23 protein-coding genes and 1 tRNA gene are annotated in these 24173 nt (G+C 50.6%); 10 read left to right on the top strand and 14 right to left on the bottom strand.

From position 1 onward, the window contains the following. Nucleotides 1-10: 10 nt before the first annotated feature. The 6 genes from ABFZ84_RS13090 to folK form a co-directional block, all read right to left on the bottom strand. Complete coding sequence (locus ABFZ84_RS13090) at nt 11-766, bottom strand: glutathione S-transferase family protein (protein WP_369314465.1); 756 nt, start codon at nt 764-766, stop codon at nt 11-13. 11 nt (nt 767-777) lie between these two features. Next, on the bottom strand, nt 778-1548 hold the full coding sequence (locus ABFZ84_RS13095; protein WP_369314466.1) for a pyridoxine 5'-phosphate synthase: 771 nt from the start codon (nt 1546-1548) through the stop codon (nt 778-780). Next, nucleotides 1545-2129 carry an orotate phosphoribosyltransferase gene (pyrE, locus tag ABFZ84_RS13100; RefSeq protein WP_369314467.1) on the bottom strand — a complete coding sequence of 195 codons (585 nt, stop codon included), beginning with the start codon at nt 2127-2129 and terminating at the stop codon, nt 1545-1547. The genes ABFZ84_RS13095 and pyrE overlap by 4 nt, the downstream gene beginning before the upstream one ends. Beyond that, nucleotides 2116-4398 carry a RelA/SpoT family protein gene (locus ABFZ84_RS13105; RefSeq protein ID WP_369314468.1) on the bottom strand — a complete coding sequence of 761 codons (2283 nt, stop codon included), beginning with the start codon at nt 4396-4398 and terminating at the stop codon, nt 2116-2118. The genes pyrE and ABFZ84_RS13105 overlap by 14 nt, the downstream gene beginning before the upstream one ends. 133 nt (nt 4399-4531) lie before the next feature. After that, nucleotides 4532-4897 (bottom strand): DNA-directed RNA polymerase subunit omega, encoded by a 366-nt coding sequence (gene rpoZ / locus ABFZ84_RS13110; RefSeq protein ID WP_369314469.1) that lies wholly within the window; start codon nt 4895-4897, stop codon nt 4532-4534. A 128-nt stretch (nt 4898-5025) separates the two neighbouring features. Beyond that, nucleotides 5026-5514, bottom strand: coding sequence for a 2-amino-4-hydroxy-6-hydroxymethyldihydropteridine diphosphokinase (gene folK / locus ABFZ84_RS13115; RefSeq protein ID WP_369314470.1), 489 nt, complete (start codon nt 5512-5514; stop codon nt 5026-5028). A gap of 65 nt (nt 5515-5579) precedes the next feature. Here folK and ABFZ84_RS13120 point away from each other — a divergent pair, with 65 nt between their 5' ends. From ABFZ84_RS13120 to ABFZ84_RS13130, 3 genes are read left to right on the top strand one after another with little or no spacing between them, the layout of a single operon-like run. Next, nucleotides 5580-6215 carry a LabA-like NYN domain-containing protein gene (locus ABFZ84_RS13120; protein ID WP_369314471.1) on the top strand — a complete coding sequence of 212 codons (636 nt, stop codon included), beginning with the start codon at nt 5580-5582 and terminating at the stop codon, nt 6213-6215. 11 nt (nt 6216-6226) lie between these two features. Beyond that, complete coding sequence (locus tag ABFZ84_RS13125) at nt 6227-6928, top strand: uracil-DNA glycosylase (protein ID WP_407067093.1); 702 nt, start codon at nt 6227-6229, stop codon at nt 6926-6928. Nucleotides 6929-6959: 31 nt separating this feature from the next. Further along, nucleotides 6960-7457, top strand: coding sequence for a hypothetical protein (locus ABFZ84_RS13130; RefSeq protein ID WP_369314472.1), 498 nt, complete (start codon nt 6960-6962; stop codon nt 7455-7457). 5 nt (nt 7458-7462) lie between these two features. On the opposite strand, the gene smpB is transcribed toward ABFZ84_RS13130, so the two are convergent. Both smpB and dapA read right to left on the bottom strand, forming a co-directional pair. Next, nucleotides 7463-7936: an SsrA-binding protein SmpB gene (gene smpB / locus ABFZ84_RS13135; protein WP_369314473.1), complete on the bottom strand. Its 474-nt coding sequence runs from the start codon at nt 7934-7936 to the stop codon at nt 7463-7465. After that, nucleotides 7936-8817 carry a 4-hydroxy-tetrahydrodipicolinate synthase gene (gene dapA / locus ABFZ84_RS13140; RefSeq protein ID WP_369314474.1) on the bottom strand — a complete coding sequence of 294 codons (882 nt, stop codon included), beginning with the start codon at nt 8815-8817 and terminating at the stop codon, nt 7936-7938. The genes smpB and dapA overlap by 1 nt, the downstream gene beginning before the upstream one ends. Nucleotides 8818-8951: 134 nt before the next feature. Between dapA and ABFZ84_RS13145 the strand changes: the two genes are divergently transcribed. After that, nucleotides 8952-11690: a lytic transglycosylase domain-containing protein gene (locus ABFZ84_RS13145; RefSeq protein WP_369314475.1), complete on the top strand. Its 2739-nt coding sequence runs from the start codon at nt 8952-8954 to the stop codon at nt 11688-11690. Nucleotides 11691-11780: 90 nt separating this feature from the next. Next, nucleotides 11781-11872: transfer RNA gene (locus tag ABFZ84_RS13150), tRNA-Ser, on the top strand. A gap of 346 nt (nt 11873-12218) precedes the next feature. Here the strand turns inward: ABFZ84_RS13150 and ABFZ84_RS13155 are convergent. Further along, a complete protein-coding gene (locus ABFZ84_RS13155; protein WP_369314476.1) occupies nt 12219-13094 on the bottom strand; it encodes a formylglycine-generating enzyme family protein in 876 nt (291 codons plus the stop codon). Nucleotides 13095-13937: 843 nt separating this feature from the next. Between ABFZ84_RS13155 and ABFZ84_RS13160 the strand changes: the two genes are divergently transcribed. Next, nucleotides 13938-14258, top strand: a complete 321-nt coding sequence (locus ABFZ84_RS13160; protein WP_369314477.1) for a YdeI/OmpD-associated family protein — start codon at nt 13938-13940, stop codon at nt 14256-14258. 68 nt (nt 14259-14326) lie between these two features. Here the strand turns inward: ABFZ84_RS13160 and ABFZ84_RS13165 are convergent, their stop codons facing one another. The 5 genes from ABFZ84_RS13165 to ABFZ84_RS13185 all read right to left on the bottom strand — a co-directional run bounded on the left by ABFZ84_RS13165 (nt 14327) and on the right by ABFZ84_RS13185 (nt 17948). Beyond that, entirely contained in the window at nt 14327-14755 is a 429-nt protein-coding gene (locus ABFZ84_RS13165; protein WP_369314478.1) for a TrmH family RNA methyltransferase, read from the bottom strand. A 3-nt stretch (nt 14756-14758) separates the two neighbouring features. Beyond that, nucleotides 14759-14992, bottom strand: a complete 234-nt coding sequence (locus ABFZ84_RS13170; protein WP_369314479.1) for an RNA methyltransferase — start codon at nt 14990-14992, stop codon at nt 14759-14761. Nucleotides 14993-15099: 107 nt separating this feature from the next. After that, a complete protein-coding gene (locus ABFZ84_RS13175; protein WP_369314480.1) occupies nt 15100-16182 on the bottom strand; it encodes a hypothetical protein in 1083 nt (360 codons plus the stop codon). 237 nt (nt 16183-16419) lie between these two features. Continuing rightward, complete coding sequence (locus ABFZ84_RS13180) at nt 16420-17004, bottom strand: nucleotidyltransferase family protein (RefSeq protein ID WP_369314481.1); 585 nt, start codon at nt 17002-17004, stop codon at nt 16420-16422. Then, nucleotides 17001-17948, bottom strand: coding sequence for an XdhC family protein (locus ABFZ84_RS13185; RefSeq protein WP_369314482.1), 948 nt, complete (start codon nt 17946-17948; stop codon nt 17001-17003). Before ABFZ84_RS13185 ends, ABFZ84_RS13180 begins: the two co-directional genes overlap by 4 nt. A 184-nt stretch (nt 17949-18132) precedes the next feature. Here ABFZ84_RS13185 and ABFZ84_RS13190 point away from each other — a divergent pair, with 184 nt between their 5' ends. The 4 genes from ABFZ84_RS13190 to ABFZ84_RS13205 all read left to right on the top strand — a co-directional run bounded on the left by ABFZ84_RS13190 (nt 18133) and on the right by ABFZ84_RS13205 (nt 24136). Beyond that, on the top strand, nt 18133-18588 hold the full coding sequence (locus tag ABFZ84_RS13190; protein ID WP_369314483.1) for a (2Fe-2S)-binding protein: 456 nt from the start codon (nt 18133-18135) through the stop codon (nt 18586-18588). Beyond that, entirely contained in the window at nt 18585-20885 is a 2301-nt protein-coding gene (locus tag ABFZ84_RS13195) for a xanthine dehydrogenase family protein molybdopterin-binding subunit (protein WP_369314484.1), read from the top strand. The genes ABFZ84_RS13190 and ABFZ84_RS13195 overlap by 4 nt, the downstream gene beginning before the upstream one ends. 201 nt (nt 20886-21086) lie before the next feature. Then, complete coding sequence (locus ABFZ84_RS13200; protein ID WP_369314485.1) at nt 21087-23306, top strand: TonB-dependent receptor; 2220 nt, start codon at nt 21087-21089, stop codon at nt 23304-23306. Nucleotides 23307-23329: 23 nt separating this feature from the next. After that, entirely contained in the window at nt 23330-24136 is an 807-nt protein-coding gene (locus ABFZ84_RS13205; RefSeq protein WP_369314486.1) for a DUF547 domain-containing protein, read from the top strand. Nucleotides 24137-24173: the final 37 nt, after the last annotated feature.

A 24173-nucleotide genomic window follows, 5' to 3' on the forward strand; every position in this document is an offset into this window, starting at 1 on the left:
AGGGTTGGCCCTAAAACAGGCTCATCGGGCCGCGCGTAGGCTCCATAGCCCGCAGATAGGTCTCGTCCGTAACAGGGACACCGATTTCAGCGGCCAGATCACGTTGTTCGGGAACAGGCGTCTTAATTAACGCCGTTGCCCATTCGGTTGACCGCGCAAGCGCCGGGTGCGCCTCTGTTCGGGCAATCCATGCAGCGGCTTTGGGCCATTGCTCAGGATCAGGCTTCCACCGCGCGACCTGCATATTCCAAAAAATAACCGCGATCGAGATATCGCCCAATCCGATGTCCCCGAACAAAAAGCCATCGTCGGGCGCTATGGTCTCGAGATAATTCATGATTTCAACAACCGGCCCGGCCAATGCCTCACGGTAAGCTTTTACGTCACGCTTTTCATTCCAAAGTCCCGGTTTGAGAACGACAGAACCAAAACATTTCCAGAGAAAAATATCGGCCATACGGGTATCTGAAAATTCCTCAAGCCACCGCGCGGTCGCGCGATCACCGGGTGCCGAAGGAAACATACTTGGGGTCGGAAACGCTTCTTCGATATAAGCGGCGACAACCGAGCTATCGATAATTGTATTCCCATCATGAAGAAGTACGGGAATGCGGCGAAGCGGGTTCACTTTTAGAAAGTCTTCATCCGTATAGAAAGCAATGACAGGATCAATTTTATAACTAACGTTTTTAAGGTCCAAAAGCGCCAGCACTTTTCGCACGAACGGCGACGCCGGCGTGCCGATAATTGTTACCTCGTCAGCCATAATGACACCTTTCAATAATGTCCGCCCGTGCGCACATCCTGCATCAATTTTTTCATCTCACGCACAGCAGCGTCAAGCCCCATGAACACTGCCTCCCCCACCAAAAAATGCCCTATGTTCAGCTCGACAATTTCTGGAATGGCCGCGACCGGTTGAACATTGAGGAATGTCAGCCCATGACCCGCGTGGACCTCTAAACCCAGCTCATCAGCAAATTTTGCCGCCTCGCGAATTTTCTCTAACTCGGCGATAATCCGCGAATTCGTCGTTTCTGCCGTCGCTTCGTAATAAGCGCCCGTATGAATTTCGATTACCGGTGCCCCCGCCGATTTCGCCGCTTCTATTTGCTCGCGCTCGGGATCGACAAACAATGATGTGCGAATACCTGCATCCGTCAGCTCACGCACAAATGGCGCGATAAAATTATGTTGACCAGCGACATCAAGACCACCCTCGGTGGTGCGTTCGTTGCGGTTTTCAGGCACGATACAACAGCCGTGCGGCTGAACTTGCGTACAAAGTTGTAGCATCTCGGCGGTTGCTGCCATTTCGAAATTTAGCGGAAGTCCGATTTCTTCTTTGAGGCGGCGCATATCATCATCCCGAATGTGACGACGATCCTCGCGCAAATGCGCCGTAATACCATCCGCACCCGATGCTTCGACCAGTAATGCTGCGCGCACTGGATCAGGGTGCGGACCGCCGCGTGCATTTCTGATGGTCGCCACATGGTCGATATTGACACCGAGGCGAATTGGTTTTGTCGCTCCCGATTGGCTCACTGACTAACTCCGCGACTACCGGGCTTCATGGCTGGCGTGCCCTCGAGGTGTGGTGGTAAGTTATCCGGCTCCCACGCTTCCACTTTAAGCTCAACCAGCGGCAATATTGGCGCACCGACATCCACCGCACCCGCCGAGCGATCAACCAGACACCCCAACGCCAAAACTTCGCCGCCCGCTTTGGTGACAGCTGTGATTGCTTCGCGTGCGGAAAGGCCCGTTGAAACAATATCCTCAACCACCACTACGCGCGCACCCTTTTCGACCGAAAATCCACGACGCAGCTGGAATTCGCCATCAACGCGCTCAAGAAACATGAATGGTGCTTTCAAATGGCGCGCCGTTTCATAGCCATAAATAATCGCGCCCATCGCTGGAGAAATCACATAGTCGATATTCTTAACTTGGTCGGCAATTTTCTCGGCCAATGCACGACATAACCGTTCGGCGCGGTCGGGATGCATCGAGACAATGGATTTGTTCAAATAGGTGTCACTGTGCAACCCTGACGACAGAATAAAATGACCCTTCATCAACGCACCAGCGTCTTCAAATTCTTTTAGTGCATCAAAGTTCTTCATGATCACCCGCTCCTATCCGGTCCGCATCTATAACGCTGACACAGGCGCGAACGCCCGCAAGCATCTGGGTAAATTGTCGTGTGTCTTTCACTTCCACGTCCATGATAAAATCGACAAACTCCTTGGATCGGTTTTGAATTCTAATATTCGCAATCGAAACGCCATATCGGGCAACAATGCCCGCAATTTCACTCAACACGCCAAGCCCATTGCGCGTTGTTACCCGGAAACGCGCAAAGGCTGTCGCCTCAGCTTCGCGCTTGAGCCATTGTAGATCAAGCCAGCGCTCTTGGGGTGGGTCTTCTTCGGCTAATGTTTCACAATAGATCGTATGAACTTTGATCGTCGCGTTTCCGTCTTCGTCTGTGCCTTTAATTCCGACGATGCGTTCACCCGGCAGCGGCGTACAGCACCGCGCTATGCTTACCGTCGAGCCAGGAGTAAAACCAGTAATCGCTTCGCGCGGATGGAACGATCGTAAAGACGCTGCCCGAATTTCGCTTTCACTCTCTTTTGAAGCGCCGGGATAAACCGCCTCTATCACCTGCCCCACCGCAAGATCACCGCGACCTATACTCACCAAGACATCTTCAACGGTCTTTTTGCCCAAACGCTTCAGGCCCTCGCGCACACCCTTGAGCGAAAATTCAAGATGGGCACCAGTGAAGACCGTTTCAGCGATTGAACGCCCCAAGGCCAGATGCTCGTCATACTGCATCTTTTTAATGCGGCGACGGATTGCGCTACGGGTTCGCCCCATAACCGCAATGCTTTCCCATTCAGCGGGAACTGGCGCATTTTCGGACCGCAGAATTTCAACAACATCACCGGTATTGAGGGGTGTACGGAGTGGTCGTGGCACCCCGTTGATTTTTGCGCCGATACATTGATCGCCCACATCCGTATGAACGCCATAAGCAAAATCGAGCGGCGTCGCGCCTTTCAAAAGGGCGATCACGCGGCTCTTGGGCGTGAAGCAGAAAATCTGGTCTTGGAACAATTCAAGCTTTGCATATTGCAATGCTTCATCCGGGTCCTCGCCCGATTGGAACATTTCAACCAAGCGTCGCGGTGTTTCATATGGGTCAAATGGCCCACGCGCCACAATCTCTACACCGCCACCTTCGCCGGGGTCTTTATATTGCCAATGCGCGGCCACACCGCGTTCAGCGGTTTCGTGCATTTCATAGGTACGGATTTGAATTTCGATGCGCTGCCGCCGCCCTTCCGCGCTCGGCGGTCCAATCACTGCCGTATGAATTGAGCGGTAATTATTTGGCTTCGGCGCGGAAATGTAATCGTCAAACTCTTCGGGAATAAGCCGCCAATTAGAATGAATAACCCCAAGCGCCGCATAGCAATCAGCCTGTTCTTCGACCTTTACCCGGAACGCATAAATATCGGCCAGCTCATCAAAGGACACATTTTTTTGTGCCATCTTCCGCCAAATCGAAAATGGGCGTTTCTCGCGACTGCTGACTTGGGCTTTAATGCCCGCTGCTGCGAGTTTCTCTCGTAACACATTTGCAAGTTCCAACACGCCACCAAGCGAATTGGTCTGCAAATCTTCGAGACGCTGGGTGATGGTCGCGTGCGCGTCCGCGCTAAGCTCACGGAAGGAAATATCTTCCAATTCTTCGCGTATTTTTTGAACGCCAATCCGACCCGCCAGCGGCGCATAAATGTCCATGGTCTCACGGGCGATGCGCTGCCGCTTTTCCGCTTTTGGAATATAATGAAGCGTACGCATGTTATGCAGCCGGTCAGCAAGCTTCACCAAAAGAACACGCACATCCTCAGCCATGGCCATGACGAGCTTGCGGAAATTCTCTGCTTGTTTGCTAGCTTCTTGTTTTAGCTCAATCTGTGAAACTTTGGTGACGCCATCAACGAGTTGCGCAATCTCATCACCAAACAGCTTTCGAATGTCCTCAATTGTCGAGTCGGTGTCTTCGACAACATCATGGAGCAAGGCGGTCGCCACCGTCGCAGGGTCAGCACGCAGCTCGGTCAAAATTGCAGCCACAGCCAAAGGGTGAGAAAAATACGGATCGCCAGATGCCCGCGTCTGACCGCCATGGGCCTTCATGGCATAAACATAGGCGCGATTTAAAAGATCTTCGTTTGCATCAGGATCATACGCTTTGACGCGATCAACCAATTCAAACTGACGAATAAAACCGATGGGTTGGCGCGACACAGCTTTAGGCTGCTCCTGTTCTACAGGAGCGCTTTCGCTGGTGTCGCCGGCCGTCTGTTTATCCGCCATATCCCATCGGCCATCACAAAGTTACAATGGCCGTTGGCAGTATCTGCGGAAATTGAGGGCAGTTACAAAAACCAGCGGCCCGAAAACATTAGCCCTTAGCCCCTCAATCGTAATTCTTCGGGGCCCGGCAACTTTAGCCTTTAGGCAAAGTCTGCGGCGATGTGATGCCAGAAGCCTGAATAGCTTTGAGATATTCGTCTTCGGTCAGCGTATCGAATTCCGGCACATCCGCTTTTTCTTGCGCTGCGTCGGTTTCATCACCTTCATCCATCTCAACCTGTTTCTGGAGAGATACAACGAGATCTTCTTCGACTTCTTCCGGCTGCAATTCGCTTTCAGCAATTTCGCGAAGCGCAACAACAGGATTTTTGTCATTGTCGCGTTCGACCAAAAGCGGTGTGCCGGATGCCAATACACGGGCGCGATGCGCCGCCAGCAGGACCAGTTCAAAACGGTTCGTTACTTTATCAACGCAGTCTTCAACGGTGACGCGGGCCATTCACTTCTCCAGATCGCATAGATTTCGCGGGCTCCGGTCAATGGACCGAGGCAAGTCCTCTGCCTTATCCCCGCTTACGCGCTGAGACAAGCGTTGCACCGCAAAAAACCTTGAATAATCCGCCAAATTTAAGAAATCAACCGTATCTCGTCGGTATTGAGCCCCGCGAGCAAGTCTTTTGCCGGCAACCCACTATTCGGTTCAATCCAGTCCGGCACGATCTCCAAGAGCGGCACCAAAACAAAAGCACGATCAGCAATACGTGGATGCGGCAGGACCAAGCCGCCATCCGCGCCTTCAAAGCGCTCATTATTATAGGTCAATAAATCAAGATCGAGCGTGCGCGGGCCATTTTTCCTAGCCCGGATACGGCCAAAGCCGGCTTCAACCGAATGAAGCGCCGCTAAAAGCGCTTCCGGCCCCAAATCGCTCTCGATTTGTGCTACTGCATTTATAAAGGGAGGGTCTGTCGGGTCTGGCCATGCCGGGCTCTCATATAGTGACGATGCCGCCACAACCCGCGCAAAGCGTTCAATCGCGCCAAGCGAGCGTGCAACAATCTGTTGCGAATCAAGGCCACTCACAGGCAGACTTGAACCAATTGCGATTAAAAGCATTTATTACTCAAATGGATAGAGTGACAATTTTCCATATTTAATAAATGACATTTATAGAGGCGTTTATGAACTCATTTCTTGGACTTCGTGAACAAGAAAAGACCGCGTTTTTTATTGATGGCGCTAATTTATACAAAGCCGCAAGAAACCTCGGATTTGATATAGATTACAAAAGCTTGCTTTCAAAATCACAGAGCAGCTGTCAACTTGTGCGCGCATCCTACTACACAGCTATTCAGGAGGACCGTGATCAAGATTACTCTCCTCTGCGCCCTTTGGTCGATTGGCTCGACTATAATGGCTACACCATGGTCACCAAGATCACGCGCGAATTCACTGATTCTATGGGCAAAAAGCGCTTCAAAGGATCAACCGATGTAGAGCTTGTGGTTGATATGATGTTATTGGCTGACCGGCTCGACCATTTAGTCTTGTTCTCAGGCAACGGTGACTTCCGCCGAGCAATAGAGGCAATTCAGTCCAAGGGTGTTCGTGTCTCCGTCGTCTCGACGGTGAAATCGTCGCCGCCCATGGCATCTGACGAACTGCGCAGACAAGTCGATAGCTTTTTTGATCTGGCAGATCTTGAAACAACCATTGGTCGCCGCACGCCGCAGCGCAAGTCTCGTCCAGAAATAGTCCCCGATGATGATGACGAATTCGAGGACGATTATGAAGATGACTACGAAGACGTCGATTAGGCAATAAGAGCGTGGCAAAACCCAAAACCAAGAAACAGCTACCGGCTGCCGGTCTAACTGCACCCGATCCAACCACGCCTGATCCGCCAACCGATTGCCGCCTGTGTGATCGGCTGGCCGAATTCCGTGACGCGAACCAGCAGGCATATCCCGATTATTTCAACGGTGCAGCCCCCTCTTTTGGTGATAAACGCGCGCAGTTATTGATCGTTGGCCTCGCACCGGGCCTACACGGCGCAAACAGAACCGCTCGCCCGTTTACCGGCGATTATGCGGGCGATCTTTTATACGCGACCATGGCGAAATTTGGCTTCTCAACCGGCGAATACAAAGCCGACCCAAATGACGGTCTAAAACTTAAAGATGCGATGATCACGAATGCTGTGCGATGCGTGCCGCCTGCGAATAAACCCATCGGCGCTGAAATTAAAACGTGTCGGCAGTTTTTGATCAATCAACTCGCGGCGCTGCCAAGACTAAAAGTCATTATGTGCCTTGGCCGAATTTCCCACGATTCAACGCTCGCCACATTGGGGCTCAAACCGAAAGACGCCCCATTCGGACACGGCGCACAGCACGTTGTGAACCAATCAGGCTTACAATTGTTCGACAGCTACCATTGCTCGCGTTACAATACGAACACACGACGCCTTACGCCCGAAATGTTCGAATCCGTTTTCGCAGCAATTCGTGAAACGATAGATCAACGCTGACGCCAAAAAGAACAGTGCTGGAGACGCTTTTATGAGCAACAGGAACTGGGGCTTGCCTCCCAAAGGCGGTCAGCTTGCGTTTCGTGATGCTAAAACCGCAAAGCCGTTATTGACGCTCTTTATCAGCGCAGTTTTTGGCGTTATCGGTGCCGCCGTCGCGGTAATCAGCTTCGCCGAAGCCCGTGACACACTCTCTGATCTTTTCCATGGGCTTAGCCTTGCGGGCGCGATCGTCGCTGCGGGTTTTGGTTGTTGGACCTATATTTGGATCGCACGCCCGCGCTTTGCTGCACAATTTACAACGCGCGGTGATGCTTTTTCAAAACTGCTACGGTTCTATGCCCGTGCAATGGTTGCGCTTGCAGCGATGCTGGGCCTCGCACTATTGCTTAGTGGCATAGAACCGAAAATCATCAGTGTATTGCTTTTATGCGCTTCGGGCGGGGCTGGTGCGGCAGCGGCATTTCAAACAGTATTAGCATTCGTTCCGTATTACGAAGAAGATGCGAACGGCGCTAAAAAATCCTGAACGATTTATCCGCGATCGCGCAAAAGTCGTTGCTTTTGACGACCCCAATCACGATCCTTTGCGGTCTCCCGCTTATCATGCAGCTTTTTACCTTGCGCCAATCCTATTTCTAACTTCGCACGGCCGCGCTCGTTAAAATACAGCCGCAATGGCGTCAACGTATAACCTTTGCGTTCCACCGCTTGGGAAAGCCGAGCAATCTCGCGTTTATGCAACAGCAATTTGCGCCGCCGTTTAGGCTCATGATTTTCGCGATTGCCCGCAGAATATTCAGGAATATTCGCATTCACCAACCAGATCGCGCCATCTTCAGGCGACGCATAGCTTTCGGCGATATTTGCTTTTCCTTCGCGCAGAGCTTTGACTTCGGTTCCCGTCAGCATCAATCCGGCCTCGATCACGTCCTCGACAAAATATTCATGCCGAGCGCGGCGGTTCTCCGCAATGATCTTCCGGCCTTCGGGTGCCTTTGGTGCCATTAGCCGATAAGGCCAAGCTCACTGAGCGCGGCCTTCACCTTTGCTTTTGACGCGTCACTCGGAGTTACAAGCGGCAAACGTAACTCATCAGTACACAAACCCAATAGTGAAATCGCGTATTTGACTGGGCCAGGGCTTGAATCCGAAAACAATGCATCATGCAGTGGGGCCAAGCGGTCTTGTAGCTCACGCGCAGTTACATAATCATCATTCAAACATGCTTCTTGCATATGGGCACAAAGCTCTGGCGCGACATTAGACGTCACGGAAATACAGCCGACACCACCCATGGCATTAAAACCAACAGCGGTCATATCTTCGCCCGAAAGCTGGGTGAATTTCTTACCGCATTCAACGCGTTGAAGCGCAACCCGCGCCAAATCGCCAGTTGCGTCTTTAATACCAACAATGCGGTCGAGCTTGGAAAGCGTCGCCATTGTCTCGCGGGATAAACCCACGACCGTTCGTGCGGGTACGTTGTAAAGAATAATAGGAATGTCTGTCGCGTCATGCAGTGCGGTGTAGTGCGCGACCAACCCGGCTTGGCTTGGCCGATTGTAATAACCGGTTACAGACAAAATTGCATCGACACCTGTCTTCTGAAGCCGCTCAGCCATCGAAATCGCATAGGATGTTTCGTTCGATCCAGCCCCGCCGATAACCGGCACGCGACCAGCCGCGACCTTCACGCAAAGACGCACAACTTGCTCGTGCTCTTCATCTGTCAGGGTCGCTGATTCGCCCGTCGTCCCCACCGGCACCAAACCATGGGTTCCTGCCGCGATCTGTCGCTCAACTAAATCCGCAAAGGCGCGTTCATCGACTGCGCCATTCTTGAAAGGTGTAATTAAGGCCGTAATCGACCCTTGAAATGCTGTCATTTGCTCGTTTTTCTCAAATTTAAGGTTTGCATAGTCCTCTAGCACCAATTCAGCAAGGCAGTACTGTTTTGAACAAACCCAAGATGGGGTAATGTCAGGACTGCGAGCGAGTTTCAAGGGGATGATCGTTGCGTATGTCTGGCACTGATTTTGTGAAAACCGAATGGCGGCTATTCCGGGGGCTAGCCTTTCCACGCTTTATGCACCGAAAGTCCGCCGAATTACGCAACAACATGAGGCGCAAACCGATTGCATGCGCAATCAAAGCCGGATTGGTCTCCTTGGCGCTATACGCGCCGTTTATGGCCACCGCCAGCGCCCAGCCCGCGAGCTTTACTGCCGGCCCACGAATCAAACCACCGGCGCCCGGCCCAACCTATGTCTCCCTCGCCGATAAAAAGCGACTGGTTGCGGTAAAAGAAGCGCTCAAATCACGCGACTTTTCCACAGGCAAGGCACTGGCCGATCTCGTGGAAGATCCCATTGCCCGCGCGCTTGGCCAGTGGATGTATTTCATGGCGCAAGACCCAAATGTGGATTTTAATGAAGCCGACCAGTTTCTTGATGCCAATCCTGACTGGCCCGCACTGTCGCGTATTCACAGCTATGTAGAAAAACACATCCCCAGTTCAGCACCAGCCGATCAGGTCCTCGCCTTTTTCGATACGCGTGAACCCGTCACCGGCAAAGGCAAACTACAGTTGGTGCGGGCGCTTTTCGCGGTAGGTGACAAAACAGGCGGCGAGCATTTTTTGCGTAATGCGTGGATCAATGACAGTTTCACCGTCGCCGAAGAACGGCAAATCCTTTCGACCTATAAAAGCCGTCTCACCAAAGACGATCACGCCGCACGCGTTGACCGGCTGTTATGGGCGCGACAGGTTACGAATGCTCGCCGGATTTTCCGCGAACTAGACAGCAAAGAGCGCCGCAAGGCCGAAGCTCGCGCAGCGTTGTTGATGGCGGCATCAAGCGCCCCCAAAATGTACGCGGCCCTCCCCGAAGATGCCCAACTCGATTCCGGTGTTCTGCTCGCGGCTGTGCGCCATTTCCGCCGCCGTGGTGATGAGCAATATGCAATTTCGCTTGCCGACAAAGCCCCGACCGATCCCTCTTTGATCCGGAATGGCGAACGCTGGTGGGATGAGCGACAATTATTGATGCGTTGGGCGCTCAAAAATGGTCGCTTCTCTGACGCCTACTCTCTGGCGGCTGGCCACGGTCTTGAAGATGGCGGCGATTTTGCTGAAGCTGAATTCTATGCGGGCTGGGTGGCGCTTCGCTTTCTCAATGCGCCTGACCGTGCCGAGTCACATTTCCTTGCCCTCGCTTCTGCCGTTGGGTCACCGATATCGGTTTCACGCGCCTATTATTGGCTCGGTCGTGCCGCCAAAGCCCAAGGCAATGACATTCGCGCCCATAATTATTTCGTCGAAGCCGCGAGTCATTACTATTCCTATTACGGACAACTTGCAGCCGAAGAAGTCGGCGGCGCACTCAGCAATTCAAAATTCTCAACACCGATAGAGGCTTCATATACCGACCGCGCCTTGTTCGCGTCACGTCCGACTGTTGCTGCGCTACGTATCCTGACCGATCTCGACTTTGACTATGAGTTTATGGTCTTCGCCTATCATGTGGATGACCAGCTAGAGCGTCCCGGCGAGTATCTTGAATTTGCTAAACTGACCGATGGCGAAGGTGCACCGCATCTAACCGTTCGTGCGGGCAAAGTTGGCATTCAGCGCGGTGCCTTCGCGCCCGAAGTAGCCTATCCGATGGTTTTTGTACCAGATGAGGCAAAGCGTTTTGTTGCGCCGGAAATTATTCTTGGTTTATCGCGGCAAGAAAGCGAATTTAACCCCCGCGCCTATTCCCGCGCCGGCGCACGCGGCGTGATGCAAATTATTCCGAGCACGGCACAAATTACTGCGCGCAAAGAGGGCCTAACCTATTCGCGCACAGCGCTGCTCGACGATCCGGTCTACAATATGACCATCGGGTCTGCGCATCTCTCACACTTAATCGACCGTTTTGATGGTTCACTTATTATGACCCTTGCAGGATACAATGCCGGGGCATCAAGGGTTACGCGATGGGTTCAAGAATATGGTGACCCCCGCAGCCCCGATGTAGACCCGCTCGATTGGGTAGAGCTAATCCCGTTTTCTGAAACCCGCAATTATGTGCAACGTGTTCTTGAAAATGTGCAGGTCTATCGCGGTCGCATTGGGGATAGCGCTATCCCCGGACGGCTTTATGCTGATATCGAACGCGGCGGCCCCAAGGGACGCTCCGCGTCCGCCAAAGACCCATCTTACGTTTTGGCTAATCTCGCAGCGGTGCGCGGAAAACAGACCCTGCCACCACTGCCAGCGCGAACCGCCAACCGGGCAAAGCGCTTTGCCGAAGAAGCCGAAGCCGCGCTGAACCCGCCGCCGCCGGTTGAGGTCGAAACAACCGTGACACCGGAGGTTCGCAAAGGCAAAAAACGTGCTCGAAAAGCGTCACCTATCTCATTTCCGGTGGACAGTGCGCCCCTAACCACCGACGAGAGCACTAAAATTAAACAGACACCCGCCATCATATCAGCGCCCGAAATTATTACAGCGGACCAAGCTTCTACCAACAACACGCTACCGTTAACCGAAACCATAGCCGCAACCCAAACGCCTTCGATGGCCCGTCCAATCGAAGCGCCACTGGCGACTACCGAAACAAATGTAGATGCCGCCCTGGCCGCCGATAAGAAGATGAATAACTGCCTGACCTATCGCGATTTCATCGCCAGCAATGCCGAAGACGACGCTGAAGCGACCGATCTCAATGCGGGAATGCTCGCCGAGCTACGGGGCGGCAACGGCACCTGTTAACCGCGTCCTGCGCCCGCCGGGGAAATTCTGTCCACATTCCGTGGCCTTAGCGCCTTGCCAAATCGGATTTTTCCGGGCAAAAGCGGCGGTGGAGAGGTGGCCGAGTGGCTGAAGGCGCTCCCCTGCTAAGGGAGTAAGGGCTTTAACTCCCTTCGAGGGTTCGAATCCCTTCCTCTCCGCCAGTTGTGCCGTTAGCGCTGTTTTCTAATCGTAATGTTTCAACTGCGTGATTGTGCCTCTCAAAACGCCCACAGAAATCTTTCGTTTGGTTTTCCGTCGCCTTCCTCAGACACATGTGAGGCATCAGCAACCACTAGTGTCGGTTCGTCGGTCACGCGTTAACATTGGAGCCGCGCACACTGAGCGCCCACACCCCTAATAAAAGCATCGCCATTTGATGCAGAGGACGCTTATGAATTACGAAAGTGATCGCGTTGTTTGGTTATAAAATAAGATTGGCAATTCATAAAAACCACGCCTATCGGCAGGTCCGGTACTAACTCAATCACTCCGGACCCATTACCGTTCTTATAAATCGCCCACAGTGCGAAAGCCGACATGTGAAGATGAGAGAAATTTGTCTTGCGGCTGTCGTGATTCCGGCCGGTATCGAGCGCAATAATTCTCAGCACACAGATAGGATCCGCCTTTGATTACGACTACAGGCACATTAGGACTATTGGGGTCAAATCCATCCTTGTACCGCACTTTGAATTGTTCAGAATCATGGGTTGGGTAATAGGTGCTCGACGTCAACTCCCAAACATTACCGACCAAATCAAACAACCCTGCGCCGGTTGGTTCAAAACACCCTACGGGCGCAAGCCCAAGATAGCCATCTGCACCACTATTTGAGACCGGGAAAATTCCCTGCCAATAATTGGCATCTGGTGTGCCTTCATACTTTGCGTTGAACTGCGCTGCATATTCCCATTCAGCTTCGGTTGGTAATCGGCGCCCTGCCCACGCCGCATAGGCCTGTGCATCTTCAATAGCGATATGGACAACGGGGTACATTTCCCTGCCTTCAATTGTACTATCAGGACCATTCGGGTGTCGCCAATTCGCACCCTCCACAAACCTCCACCATGTCAATGGCGATGACCCAGCCAAAACATCCGGTGGTTCAAATATCAGGGATCCGGGTACGCGCAGCTCATCCGGAATATCAGGCGCTACCGTCTCGTCTAATCCCCGCTCGGCCCGGGTAACATAGCCGGTGGCTTCAATAAACTTCGCGAAATGTGCGTTCGTAACCTCGGTACTGTCAATCGAAAAGGGTTCTATAGAAACCTTTTTTACGGGCGTTTCCTCTGGGTAATAATCTAAACTTCCCAATTCAAACTTACCTGCGGGAAGTTCTATTGCGCGATCAACATCTGCCTTCGAACACTGCTCAATCACAGTGTCTTTTTCAGAGCATGACACCAACGAAAGGCACATTAGTATTGAGAAAAATTGTGTATCAATTTTGCCCGGCTTGCATCGCCGAAATAAATCGCTGCGCCCGTTTCCGTATTTCATTCACTGACCTGCCTGGCTTGTAAAACTCTGACCCGACTCCGATTCCCGCGAAGCCAAGCTCCAGACACTCTGCTACATTTTCATAACTAACACCACCAACGGCCAAAACACCGATCCCCTTAGATATAACCAGCCATTGTTGATTATGAATTTTCGAAACAAACAGAAAGGAATACCAATCGGGATATTTACCGTTTATCGCATCCAAAAAGAACTTCCGGAGCTTGCGCAAAAAACGCGTTACCCGGTGCCCACTTACTAAACCTTCACCTCCCTATGTGGTGGAATGGGACTGCCACAAGCTTTAAGCAAGATGGACATCGCGATCTGGCACTCTCATCCTTACGATGAAGTACGCACAATCAAAAGAACAAGAGCGGATATCATTGAAAATAGCATTCCGGCAAAGTTACTGCATAACTGTGCGCATTCGCATCATAGGTTAAATGCGCAGCAAACATAAGGTTTAGGAAATACTGATCAGAATACCGGCGCGCTTGTGGCATTTCTCAAGTTTTTCAGCGCTAGGTCGAATAATATTTTCATTGCAATACCCCAACCAGAAACAGTATCTAGATCACCCAGACGCGCCGTTAATACACATAGATAAAAGGTATTTTGCTATTCTTTCTGTGTATCTCAAACAATGGACGTACACTGAATGGGTTTCACGAAGTTGGCTGGCAACATAATTTTGACGCGTTACCTTAGAGAGAGGTGAATATGAAAAAGAAACTTTCAGGCGGTCTGGTACACGAGTTACCGACGGACTTGATCAATGCGTTGACTGAGAGCAACGAAATTATAAACCTCTGGGAAAACCTTACACCTATCGGTCGAAACGAATTTATTTGTTGGGTCGAAGACGCAAAACAAGAAAAAACGCGCCTAAGGCGGATCAAGCGAGCTGTGGAGGAGCTTCTCGACGGCCAAAAACGCCCTTGCTGTTGGGCAGGCTGCATTCATCGCACCGATAAGAAACCCAGCAAATGGCAGCAAGCAGTGTTGATAGACAAAAAGCCAAAAAAATCAGTATCAAAATAAATCTCGATCAGTCGGTCATTCCCACCGCTAATCCAAGCTTTAGACGCCGGCGGATTGCTCGGTAACAACTAACTTGACGATTCTTCGCGAGGCATCTCGGTTGGAAGCGGCTCAGCGCGTTTTCCCTTATGCCTACTATTACGATACTTGCTCTGATATTCTCGTCGTTGCTTGGCGACTTCATAAAGAACGATACCGGAACTAGTACCCAAATTTAAACTCTCGATCATCCCGAACATTGGTATTGAAATACACATAGTACTGTTCTCGACAGCAAGTTCACTGATCCCGTGTTTTTCATTACCAAACCAAACAGCGAGTTTGGTATGTGCTGTATAGTTACCTTCGTGCAAATATTTATTGGTTCTGCCTTTGACGTGGGGAGACGTGACGACGGAGACAAACTCCTTTTTCATCAAATGTTCAATGCAGGATTTGGTGCTATCGAAGCGTTTGACAAACATCCATTTCACAGCAGAAACAGATGTTTTCGACAATGATTACCGCTCGCGCATGTCTTGCCAGTCATCGGGAAGCGCCCCACGCGGATCGACGATGTAAACCTTCTCTACACCCAACGCATCCGCATTGCGGATAACCGTTCCGATATTTTTGATGCCTAATGGGTCTTCGATTCCTGCAATTAAATTCTTGCACCGAAAAGGCTTTACCGCGTTTGCACGACCACGGACCGATGCACGAACCTTCTTCTTTTCTTCTCCGACAGCATTCACAGCCACTTGACCTAACAGCGATTTATAATTTCATTGGCTATACGGTTCTAGCTATTTTTCAGATAGATCAAAATCAACCATTCAGTTTACCCCTCCTGGCTTGCTTATCATTCGGGGCACTTTTCTAATCTATTCGTAAGCGTAGCGATTTGTTGGTTTGTATCGAGAAGTTCCAACGATTCTTTCATATCCTGTAGCGTAAAACGGATACGTCCCAATTCTTTGGTCTTGATTTCCGCGGTTTTACCTGTGTAGAGCGCATTCATTGCTGCTGGCGTTAGCCCCGCCCATTGATGAAATCCATCGCCCCACTCCTGAGCGATCTTGCCATCGACGGTCAGCCTCTGTTTTTGGGGAATGAATTCCTCACCGTCGCCTTTGGCCGCCATATATAGGCTGTGGGTAGTCTCAAGTGCGACGCCTTTGGCATCATGTTTGGTCCGGACCATAATCCCGATACGCGCGACCTTACCATTAGCTACGGCTTTATCTAAGAACTCCAGATTTCGGGCATACAAAGTCCCCAGCTTTGGCGACCATGCCATTACCCAATGTTTATAGGCCACCTCGCCTCCGCACTCGCTAGGCTCTTTTTTCTTTGCCGCCATTTCCGCTTTTTTGATAGCGGCGATTGCGCGTTCATTTAGGGTGTCCATCAATCTATGCGCTTTTTTGGGGATCTGGTAATAGTTTTCTATCACCTCGCCCTTCAAATGCGTAACGACAGTATATAGCATAGTACCGCCCGCCAATTCACGAGCGATAAGGGCACAGCGTGGATTGGCTTCACTATCGACGGCCTCGTACCCAATAATCGGTACATTATTGATGGAATCATCATTGTTCGGATCGTCATCGATTTTTTCAAGCGCCGCCATCGCCGCGCCAAACAATTCGTGCTTAGGAACTGATTCAGCATTCCCCAAAGCTGGGCACTTATCTATTTTTGCGCGCTCTTTTTTTGTATGTTCAAACGCTTCCAATAGCGGAACGCCCGTGCGCCGATCAGCATAAACAAGAATGGCGACATCATTATAACCGGAATGATGAATTCGCCATACGTCGTCAAGAATTTCCCGGCCTTTCCACTGATATCCCAGTGGAATTTCCTCTCTGGTTTGGGCATGAACTGCCGACGCAAAGAATGCAACTGTACCCACTACGAATGCTATCACTGATCTGAATTTCATATATCTTCCCCATTTTTCATCGCAAGCATTCAATGCCCATCGTGACGCACAAATTAGCGACGAAATATAGCGGGATTTTTGACAAGGATTGATCAATTCTCAACCCCAGTCAGGCAATAAAGTTGAAAAAAACCTGCGACCAATAACAAAGGCAACAAATTTTACAGAACTACCCTATGGATGACATGTCATGGCCGTAAAATTGCCGTATTCGGTATTGGATTCTCAAATTGTTATTCAATCATCCGTCAACAAATCTTCCGGGTGATCAATATCTTTAAGGCACACCGCAGAAACAACCACTTCCGCTATACCTGAAAGCGAATCGAGAACACGTTTCGCACCTTGGTCACCCGTTAGAGATATCAACCCCGGGAAAGCCTCTCGCGTGAATAATGCCGGCGGTGTGTGCTGTCTTCCATCAGTACAAATCGCTGCCCGCCGATCGTCAATCGCAGATGCTAAATCCGCAAATATTTCAGGTTGAATAAACGGCATATCAGCGAGACACACGAAAACCGCTTTCACTCCAGCATTTTGCGAAAGCGCAGAAACCCCGAGAGAAAGGGATGCGCCCTGCCCCAGTTCGGCGGTTTGGTTTTCCACGATCTGAAAATTCCGCTTTCGGAATATATCGGACAACATGACCTCGCCGTTTGGGACAACAACGATTCGTGATCGAATTTCTGTCTTATGAATTGTGTCGGCGATATATTCCGCTATTGGCCGTCCATTTAGCATTGCCAAAAGTTTGTTCTGGCGCCCGAACCGTTTTGACAGTCCGCTCGCAAGTACCACAACGCCAGTGTCGCTCAATTTCACTTTATGGCCTGCGATTGTTGAAATGCTTCTATGATCTCTGCCAGCGTGGAAACTGCAAGCATTGATGCGTTGCGCATTGACGGCACCAAACCAATCGGCCCGCGCAGTCGCTTGAGTAGGTGTTCGCTAACACCATTTTGACGCAAAGCCTCCAACCGCGCATCATGCGTAACACGGCTTCCTAATGCACCGATATAGAACGCATCTGTTTTTAATGCTTGCTTGAGCAAAGGTGGCTCCCACTCATGTTCATGAAACAACAGGACGATCGCGGTCCATTCATCGCCCGACAAGCCATCAACATCACCCACAGCCGATAGATGAATTGATTTGCCGAAGCTTTCGCACTCAGCTTTGTCATCAATATCTGGTGTGTACGAAATAATATCAAAACCGGCCGCAGACGCCGCGCGCGAGAACTGTAACAATTCTAATCCACGGCCAGCGACGCGAATTTCAATTTTCGGCACATAGGTAAAATGAAATACCCCCTCGCATCTCCCGCCCTCAACGATCTCTATGCCACTCGGATCAAGCGCTATCTCAACCACTTTTCGCGCTGACAACCTATTCACAAACGCGCTAATTACGTTTTTGTCTGGCGTCGGCAAGATCAACAAATCGACACCACCGCCGCAAGGCAATTTGACGTCAACAAAAGGTGAGCCTTCGCCGAATTGAACTCGTTTCGCCGTACCAGTCCTAATCACATCAAGCGCCATGGCGACAACATTGCCATCAATGCAACCGCTTGAGACGGAGCCAGCATAGCTTCCGTTTTCACACACAATCATATGCGCTCCGACTTGTCTCGATGCGCGCCCAATAACACCAACAATAGTAACAAGCGCGGTTCGCAACTTTTCTTGATGACATTGGTCCATGAAGCGGAACTGTTCTAACGCGTGTTCACCAATGTCACATCTTTGTTTTACCGACTGCATTTCACCGCCAAAAAATTATCTTATATCGTGACACCAAACCTAAAGAATATAATTCTTTTACCGTGCTATTCTATAACGCTTACGTGATCTCGCAAAAATCGCTGACATTCTTCTGGTGCATCTAGGCGCATCAACCTATAGTGCCATTCATTGAAATCACAGCACATTCACGGGGATCCGGACTATGGCTGAACTCACCATTAACGGCGAAAAACACTCTATCGATGATGACGAGACCATACCGCTTTTGTGGTATTTGCGAGACGTTCTCGAAATGCGTGGTACTAAGTTCGGATGCGGTGTGGCGCAATGTGGCGCTTGTACGGTCCATGTGGATGGGGTTGCGGTCCGGTCTTGCGTAACGCCCGCCGCATCAGTCGATGGCCGCAAGATAACAACGATTGAGGGACTAAGCGACGCTGGCGATCACCCGGTTCAAAAAGCATGGCGTGAACATAACGTTCCGCAATGTGGTTACTGCCAATCTGGTCAGATGATGCAGGCTGCGTCCCTACTCGCCAGTAACCCGAACCCGAGTGACGAAGATATAGACCAGTCGATGCAGGGGAATATCTGCCGCTGCGGCACCTATCCGCGAATTCGCGCTGCGATCAAAACTGCTGCGAGGACTGCACGATGATCAAAATTGAAAATGTTTCCCGAAGGGATGTCCTACGCGCTGGCGGCATTGGCGGTGCGTTCATATTGGGCACGACACTTATTGGCTGCGGTGACAAAAGCAACGGCCTGACCGAAGTGGCTGCGACCAAAGACTCAGCCCTCGAGCCGCTTAATCTTTTTGTCTCTCTCAATGAAGATGGCAAAGTTCAAATCTTGTGCCACCGCGCAGAAATGGGCCAACAAGCGCGAACCGGATTGGCGCGCGTAATCGCCGACGAACTGGAAGCGGACTGGGACAAAATTGTCGTTGTGCAGACCGAAGGTGAAGCGAAATACGGTGATCAGAACACGGACGGATCGACTACCATTCGTGCTGATTTCACCCGCCTCCGCCGCATCGGCGCAAGTGCGCGCTCAATGCTTGAACGGGCCGCCTCACAAAAATGGGATGTACCGCTTAAAGAGTGTAGTGCCGAACTCCATGAGGTTGTTCATAAACCTACGGGTCGCCGCTTGGGGTACGGCGAGCTTGCATCGACGGCCGCGACTCTCGACCCACCCGCCTATGAAGGCGAAGATATCGAAGCGATCGTGACAAACTCTTATTCTCTAAAAGAACCTGATCAATGGCGTTACATCGGCAAGGCTGCCGCATCAGTTGACCTTGATGATATGTTGGTTGGCAATGCCATATATGGACAAGATGTCAGCCTACCGGGGATGAAAATCGCAGTCATCGCACGGCCGCCAGTGCTTTACGGCAAAATCACCTCAGCTGACTTAGACGCCGCAAAGAACGTACCCGGCGTATTACATGTTCTTGAAATGCCGATTGGTGAAAACAAAGGCGGATTTAACCCTGTTGGCGGAATTGCCGTCGTAGCAGAAACAACATGGGCCGCCATCCAAGGGCGCAATGCACTATCAATCGAATGGGATGATGGCGACAATAGCGATTACGACTCGGCCACTTATCGTAAAGAGCTAGAAGCATCTGTTGCGTCACCACAAAAAGTTGTACGAAACAAAGGTGATATCGACACAGCGTTCCAAAGCGCCGCCCAAACAATCACGGCAGACTACTATGTGCCGCATCTAGCCCATGCGCAGATGGAACCGCCTGCTGCGTTGGCTCAGTTTTTGGACGGCAATGTTGAAGTCTGGACCTCGACGCAGAATCCTCAACAAGCACGCCTCGACCTCGCCAGAATAATGGAAATCGATTACGCCAATGTGCGCGTGAACAATGCTCTGTTGGGTGGCGGTTTTGGGCGCAAATCCAAGCCAGATTTTGTCTATGAAGCGGCGCTCCTCGCACGGGCGCTGAACATACCCATCAAAGTGATATGGACACGTGAAGACGATATCCAACATGATTACCTGCACACGGTCGCCGCACAGCGTATCGAGGGTTCACTCGATCCGGACGGCAATCTGACCGGGTGGCGACAGCGAGTTAGCTTTCCATCAATTAGTTCAATTTTTAATCCCGCGACAGAATATGGTTCTGCGGGCGAATTGGGCCTTGGGTTTTCAGACAATCCATTTGCAGTACCAAATTTGCGACTAGAGAACGGCAAAGCCAAAGGCAAGATCCGTATTGGCTGGCTGCGATCTGTGAACAATATTCAACATGCATTCGCAACTCAGTCTTTCGCAGCGGAACTAGCCCACGCAGCCGGACGTGACCCAAAGGACTACCTATTGGAATTGATCGGAGAGGATCGCATCATTGATCTCGCCCAAGAAGGCTTGGAAGTTGACTATAGTAACTACAACCAATCTTATGACGAACATCCGATTGATACCGGCCGCCTAAAAAATGTGATCAGAACGGCTGCAGATAAGATCGGCTGGCGCACCGACCTGCCCGAAGGTCATGGAATGGGCATCGCCGGCCACCGCAGCTTCCTCAGTTATGTTGCAACCGCCGTTGAGGTCAAAGTTGATGGCGATGGAAAGCTTGAAATTCAAAACGTCTGGGTCGCTTGCGATTGCGGTGTCGCGGTTAACCCAGAATCTGTTCGCGCCCAAATGGAAGGGGCCAGCGTCTTTGCGCTCTCCAACATGTTTGAAAGCGCCATAACCGCATCAAATGGGCGTGTTGATCAAAGCAATTTCCACGATTACAAATTGCTACGTATCAATAATTCACCACACCAGGTGAATGTAGAGATGATAAAAAGCAACGCCGCACCTGGTGGCGTGGGCGAACCGGGTACGCCGCCTTTTGCCCCGGCACTGACCAACGCTATTTTTGCGGCGACAGGAAAGCGCATTCGCGAACTCCCGATTGGCGATCAATTATCGGCCTAATCACCGACATCTTCTTTGAAAAGCCATCGCCTCTCGCGATGGCTTTTTTTATGCCCACTTCCTCAAAATAATTCCTCTTAAACTTTAATGCCAAAAAGTTGATCAGACTTTACCCCCATCGACAGTCATTGGCGCTATTGTCCGTGTGCTGGTGAGGGCCAGTCATTTACATTTTATTGCTCTGTAAGGGGATATTTCTGCGTGCCAATCTCAAAGCTCACATACCAATACATTTTATTTACAGCATGTGGCCTTTCATTGCATGCCACGTCATTGGCACAAGAGCCCACTGATATCGTTTTGGTGTCGGCTCAAAAGCGAATACAAAACATTGACGATGTACCGGTCTCAGTCAGTGTCATTAATGATGAAGCGCTGAACGCGATCAGCGCGGCAGGTGAAGACATCCTATTCCTCGCGGCGCGGTCACCCAGTCTTTACGCCGAAGCATCATCAGGACGAACCTTCCCTCGGTTTTACATTCGTGGGTTAGGCAACACGGATTTCGACCTGAATGCAAACCAACCGGTCAGTCTCGTTTATGACGAGATTGTTCTCGAAAATTCTATCCTAAAAGGTTTTCCCGTTTTTGACCTCGATCGCGTAGAAGTTTTGCGTGGGCCTCAAGGAACTTTATTTGGCAGAAATAGTCCCGCAGGCGTCATTAAATTTGAGTCAGCAAAACCCACCGAATATGTCGAGGGCTATGGCCGTGTTTCCTATGGTAGCTTTAACAGCGTCGATATCGAAGGCGCTATTAGCGGCCCTATCGCTGGCGATAAGCTTATGGGACGCTTATCAATTCTAACCCAACGGCGAGATGATTATGTTGATAATAGTTTCTCAGGTGGTGAAGAAGGGTTTGAAGAATTCTTTGAATTTGCCGGTCGAGCCCAGTTACTGTTCAAACCCAATGACCGGGTGTCGTCACTTTTGAACATTCATGGTCGGCGTCTCGACGGTGGATCTAGATTATTCCGTGCAAATATTATTAACCCGGACACAGGAGGCTTGATCGAAAATTTCGATCGTCGCACCACGGCGCAAGATGCGACACAAGTTCTCGAAGTTTATAATATTGGCGCGAGTCTGAAAACGGAAATTGATTTGGACGTTGGGGTGCTCACTTCAATTACTGGTTACGAACAAATTGGAATTTCCGCACGCGGTGACGTCGATGGCGGGTTTGGTGCGGATTTCACCCCCCCCGTTGGCACCGGCTCTATTCCTTTTGCTGCTGAAAGCGCAGACAACATCACCGATCATGACCAGTTTACACAGGAATTGCGCTTCAACTTCTCACCGACAGAAAATACGAATACAACCATCGGCGGCTATTTCTTTTACGAAAAGCTCGACATCGAGAATTTAAGTTTCGATACTCTATCAGGCGGCATAGAAAATGGTCGCGCGATACAAAATCAAGAAACCTACGCATGGGCTGTTTTTGGCTCAACCGAATGGTTAGTGAGCGACCGCATAACCCTACAGGGTGGTTTGCGAATTTCCGGCGAAGACAAATCATTTATCGCCGAACGGCTTGTTGGACCGTTTGGTTCCGGCACCCTCGCCCCGATCCAACAAGACCTTGATGATGTCGTGATCTCTGGCGACGCAAGCGTCACTTACTCGCTCACGTCTAACACAAACATTTACACGCGTTATGCCCGTGGTTTCCGCGCACCAAACGTACAAGGGCGCATTGTGTTTGGCGATGCTGTTACTGTGGCAAACACCGAGACGATTAATGCATTTGAAGCTGGCGTTAAAGGAACGCTTTTCTCCGGGCTAGGCTGTTACGCCATATCCGGCTTTTATTTTGAGACCAGCGACCAACAGCTCACCGCTGTTGGCGGTGCGGGAAATTTCAATCAACTCCTTAATGCAGATAAAGTGATTGGTTATGGATTTGAGGCTGAAGCGTCCCTCTCGCCAGTATCTGGCCTCGACCTGACAGCAGGTCTAAGTCTCAACGATACAGAAATCGACGATCCTGATCTCGAAGTTGGTGTCTGTACTATCGGATGCACAGTGCTCAATCCAATTAATCCACTCACAAATAATGCGCTGATAGACGGAAACGCGCTGCCGCAAGCGCCGCGTTGGATCGCAAACGCTACCCTCCATTACACCCTTCCCGTACTCAATGGACGTGGAGACGTTTTCGTTTTTACTGACTGGGCTTACCGAAGTCGCATCAACTTCTTTTTGTATGAAAGCGCAGAATTCCAAGATCAAAAGCTAATCGAAGGTGGTATTCGCGTAGGGTATCGAGAAGCGGGAGGCCGGTACGAAGTCGCCGCGTATGGCCGCAACCTCACTAATGATACCTCAGTCGAAGGCGCGCTTGATTTCAATAACTTTACCGGCTTCGTCAACGAACCCCGGGTTTGGGGTGTCGAAATTTCCTCGCGGTTCTAACCGGTCCAAAACTAAAGGTTACAATGAGAAAAATACTTTTTGTCTTCTTCAGTCTTCTATTATCATCGCACGCACATAGCCAAAACCTTAGTGCACTCGGGAAATGGACGAACACCAGCGATAAAACCATCGACCATTCAGAATGGGCCATCATTCTTGAAACCTATGTCGATGCTAATACGGAAGACGGCGTGAATCGGTTTTTCTATAGCGAAGTAACTGGCCCTGACAAAAAACGACTAAAGAGTTATATCAAATTTCTCGCCCAAATTGATCCGACGGCACTCAACAAAGAAGAAAGCTTCGCCTATTGGGCCAATCTATACAACGCGCTCACAGTTGACCTGATCCTCGATAATTATCCGATAGAAAGCATCAAAGATATCAAACCGTCTGTCTTTGCGTTTGGCCCATGGAAAATGGATGTCGTTAAAGTTTCCGGTCAAGAATTATCGCTTGATGATATTGAGCACGGCATTCTACGCGCTTATTGGACTGACGCGCGCATACATTACGCAGTAAATTGCGCATCAATCGGATGCCCAAATCTGCGCGCGGTGCCGTTTAGCGGTCAAAGCCTGGAACGAGATTTAGAAAGTGCCGCTCGCGCCTATATCAATCACCCGCGCGGGGCACATGTCGACTCTGAAGGACGATTGATCCTTTCGTCTATTTATGATTGGTACAGCGATGATTTCGGCGAATCCGATAGCGCTATTATCGCTCATCTTTCGCTCTATGCCGATGATGATCTCGCATCGAAACTTAGCTCAATTAAAAAAATCCATAATTATAACTATGACTGGAGCTTGAATATAGCGAATCCATAATCTCGGCCCCGCTATACATAAAAATCGACCGCCGATA

The organism is Hyphococcus lacteus, assembly GCF_041058985.1.
GTDB classification, from domain to species: Bacteria; Pseudomonadota; Alphaproteobacteria; order Caulobacterales; family Parvularculaceae; genus Hyphococcus; species Hyphococcus lacteus.

Bases quoted from the DNA above. Each gene is read 5' to 3' on its own strand.
- ABFZ84_RS13090 (WP_369314465.1), bottom strand. From the start codon at position 766: ATGGCTGACGAGGTAACAATTATCGGCACGCCGGCGTCGCCGTTCGTG.
- pyrE (WP_369314467.1), bottom strand. From the start codon at position 2,129: ATGAAGAACTTTGATGCACTAAAAGAATTTGAAGACGCTGGTGCGTTG.
- ABFZ84_RS13105 (WP_369314468.1), bottom strand. From the start codon at position 4,398: ATGGCGGATAAACAGACGGCCGGCGACACCAGCGAAAGCGCTCCTGTA.
- rpoZ (WP_369314469.1), bottom strand. From the start codon at position 4,897: ATGGCCCGCGTCACCGTTGAAGACTGCGTTGATAAAGTAACGAACCGT.
- folK (WP_369314470.1), bottom strand. From the start codon at position 5,514: ATGCTTTTAATCGCAATTGGTTCAAGTCTGCCTGTGAGTGGCCTTGAT.
- ABFZ84_RS13120 (WP_369314471.1), top strand. From the start codon at position 5,580: ATGAACTCATTTCTTGGACTTCGTGAACAAGAAAAGACCGCGTTTTTT.
- ABFZ84_RS13130 (WP_369314472.1), top strand. From the start codon at position 6,960: ATGAGCAACAGGAACTGGGGCTTGCCTCCCAAAGGCGGTCAGCTTGCG.
- smpB (WP_369314473.1), bottom strand. From the start codon at position 7,936: ATGGCACCAAAGGCACCCGAAGGCCGGAAGATCATTGCGGAGAACCGC.
- dapA (WP_369314474.1), bottom strand. From the start codon at position 8,817: ATGACAGCATTTCAAGGGTCGATTACGGCCTTAATTACACCTTTCAAG.
- ABFZ84_RS13145 (WP_369314475.1), top strand. From the start codon at position 8,952: ATGTCTGGCACTGATTTTGTGAAAACCGAATGGCGGCTATTCCGGGGG.
- ABFZ84_RS13160 (WP_369314477.1), top strand. From the start codon at position 13,938: ATGAAAAAGAAACTTTCAGGCGGTCTGGTACACGAGTTACCGACGGAC.
- ABFZ84_RS13175 (WP_369314480.1), bottom strand. From the start codon at position 16,182: ATGAAATTCAGATCAGTGATAGCATTCGTAGTGGGTACAGTTGCATTC.
- ABFZ84_RS13185 (WP_369314482.1), bottom strand. From the start codon at position 17,948: ATGCAGTCGGTAAAACAAAGATGTGACATTGGTGAACACGCGTTAGAA.
- ABFZ84_RS13190 (WP_369314483.1), top strand. From the start codon at position 18,133: ATGGCTGAACTCACCATTAACGGCGAAAAACACTCTATCGATGATGAC.
- ABFZ84_RS13195 (WP_369314484.1), top strand. From the start codon at position 18,585: ATGATCAAAATTGAAAATGTTTCCCGAAGGGATGTCCTACGCGCTGGC.
- ABFZ84_RS13205 (WP_369314486.1), top strand. From the start codon at position 23,330: ATGAGAAAAATACTTTTTGTCTTCTTCAGTCTTCTATTATCATCGCAC.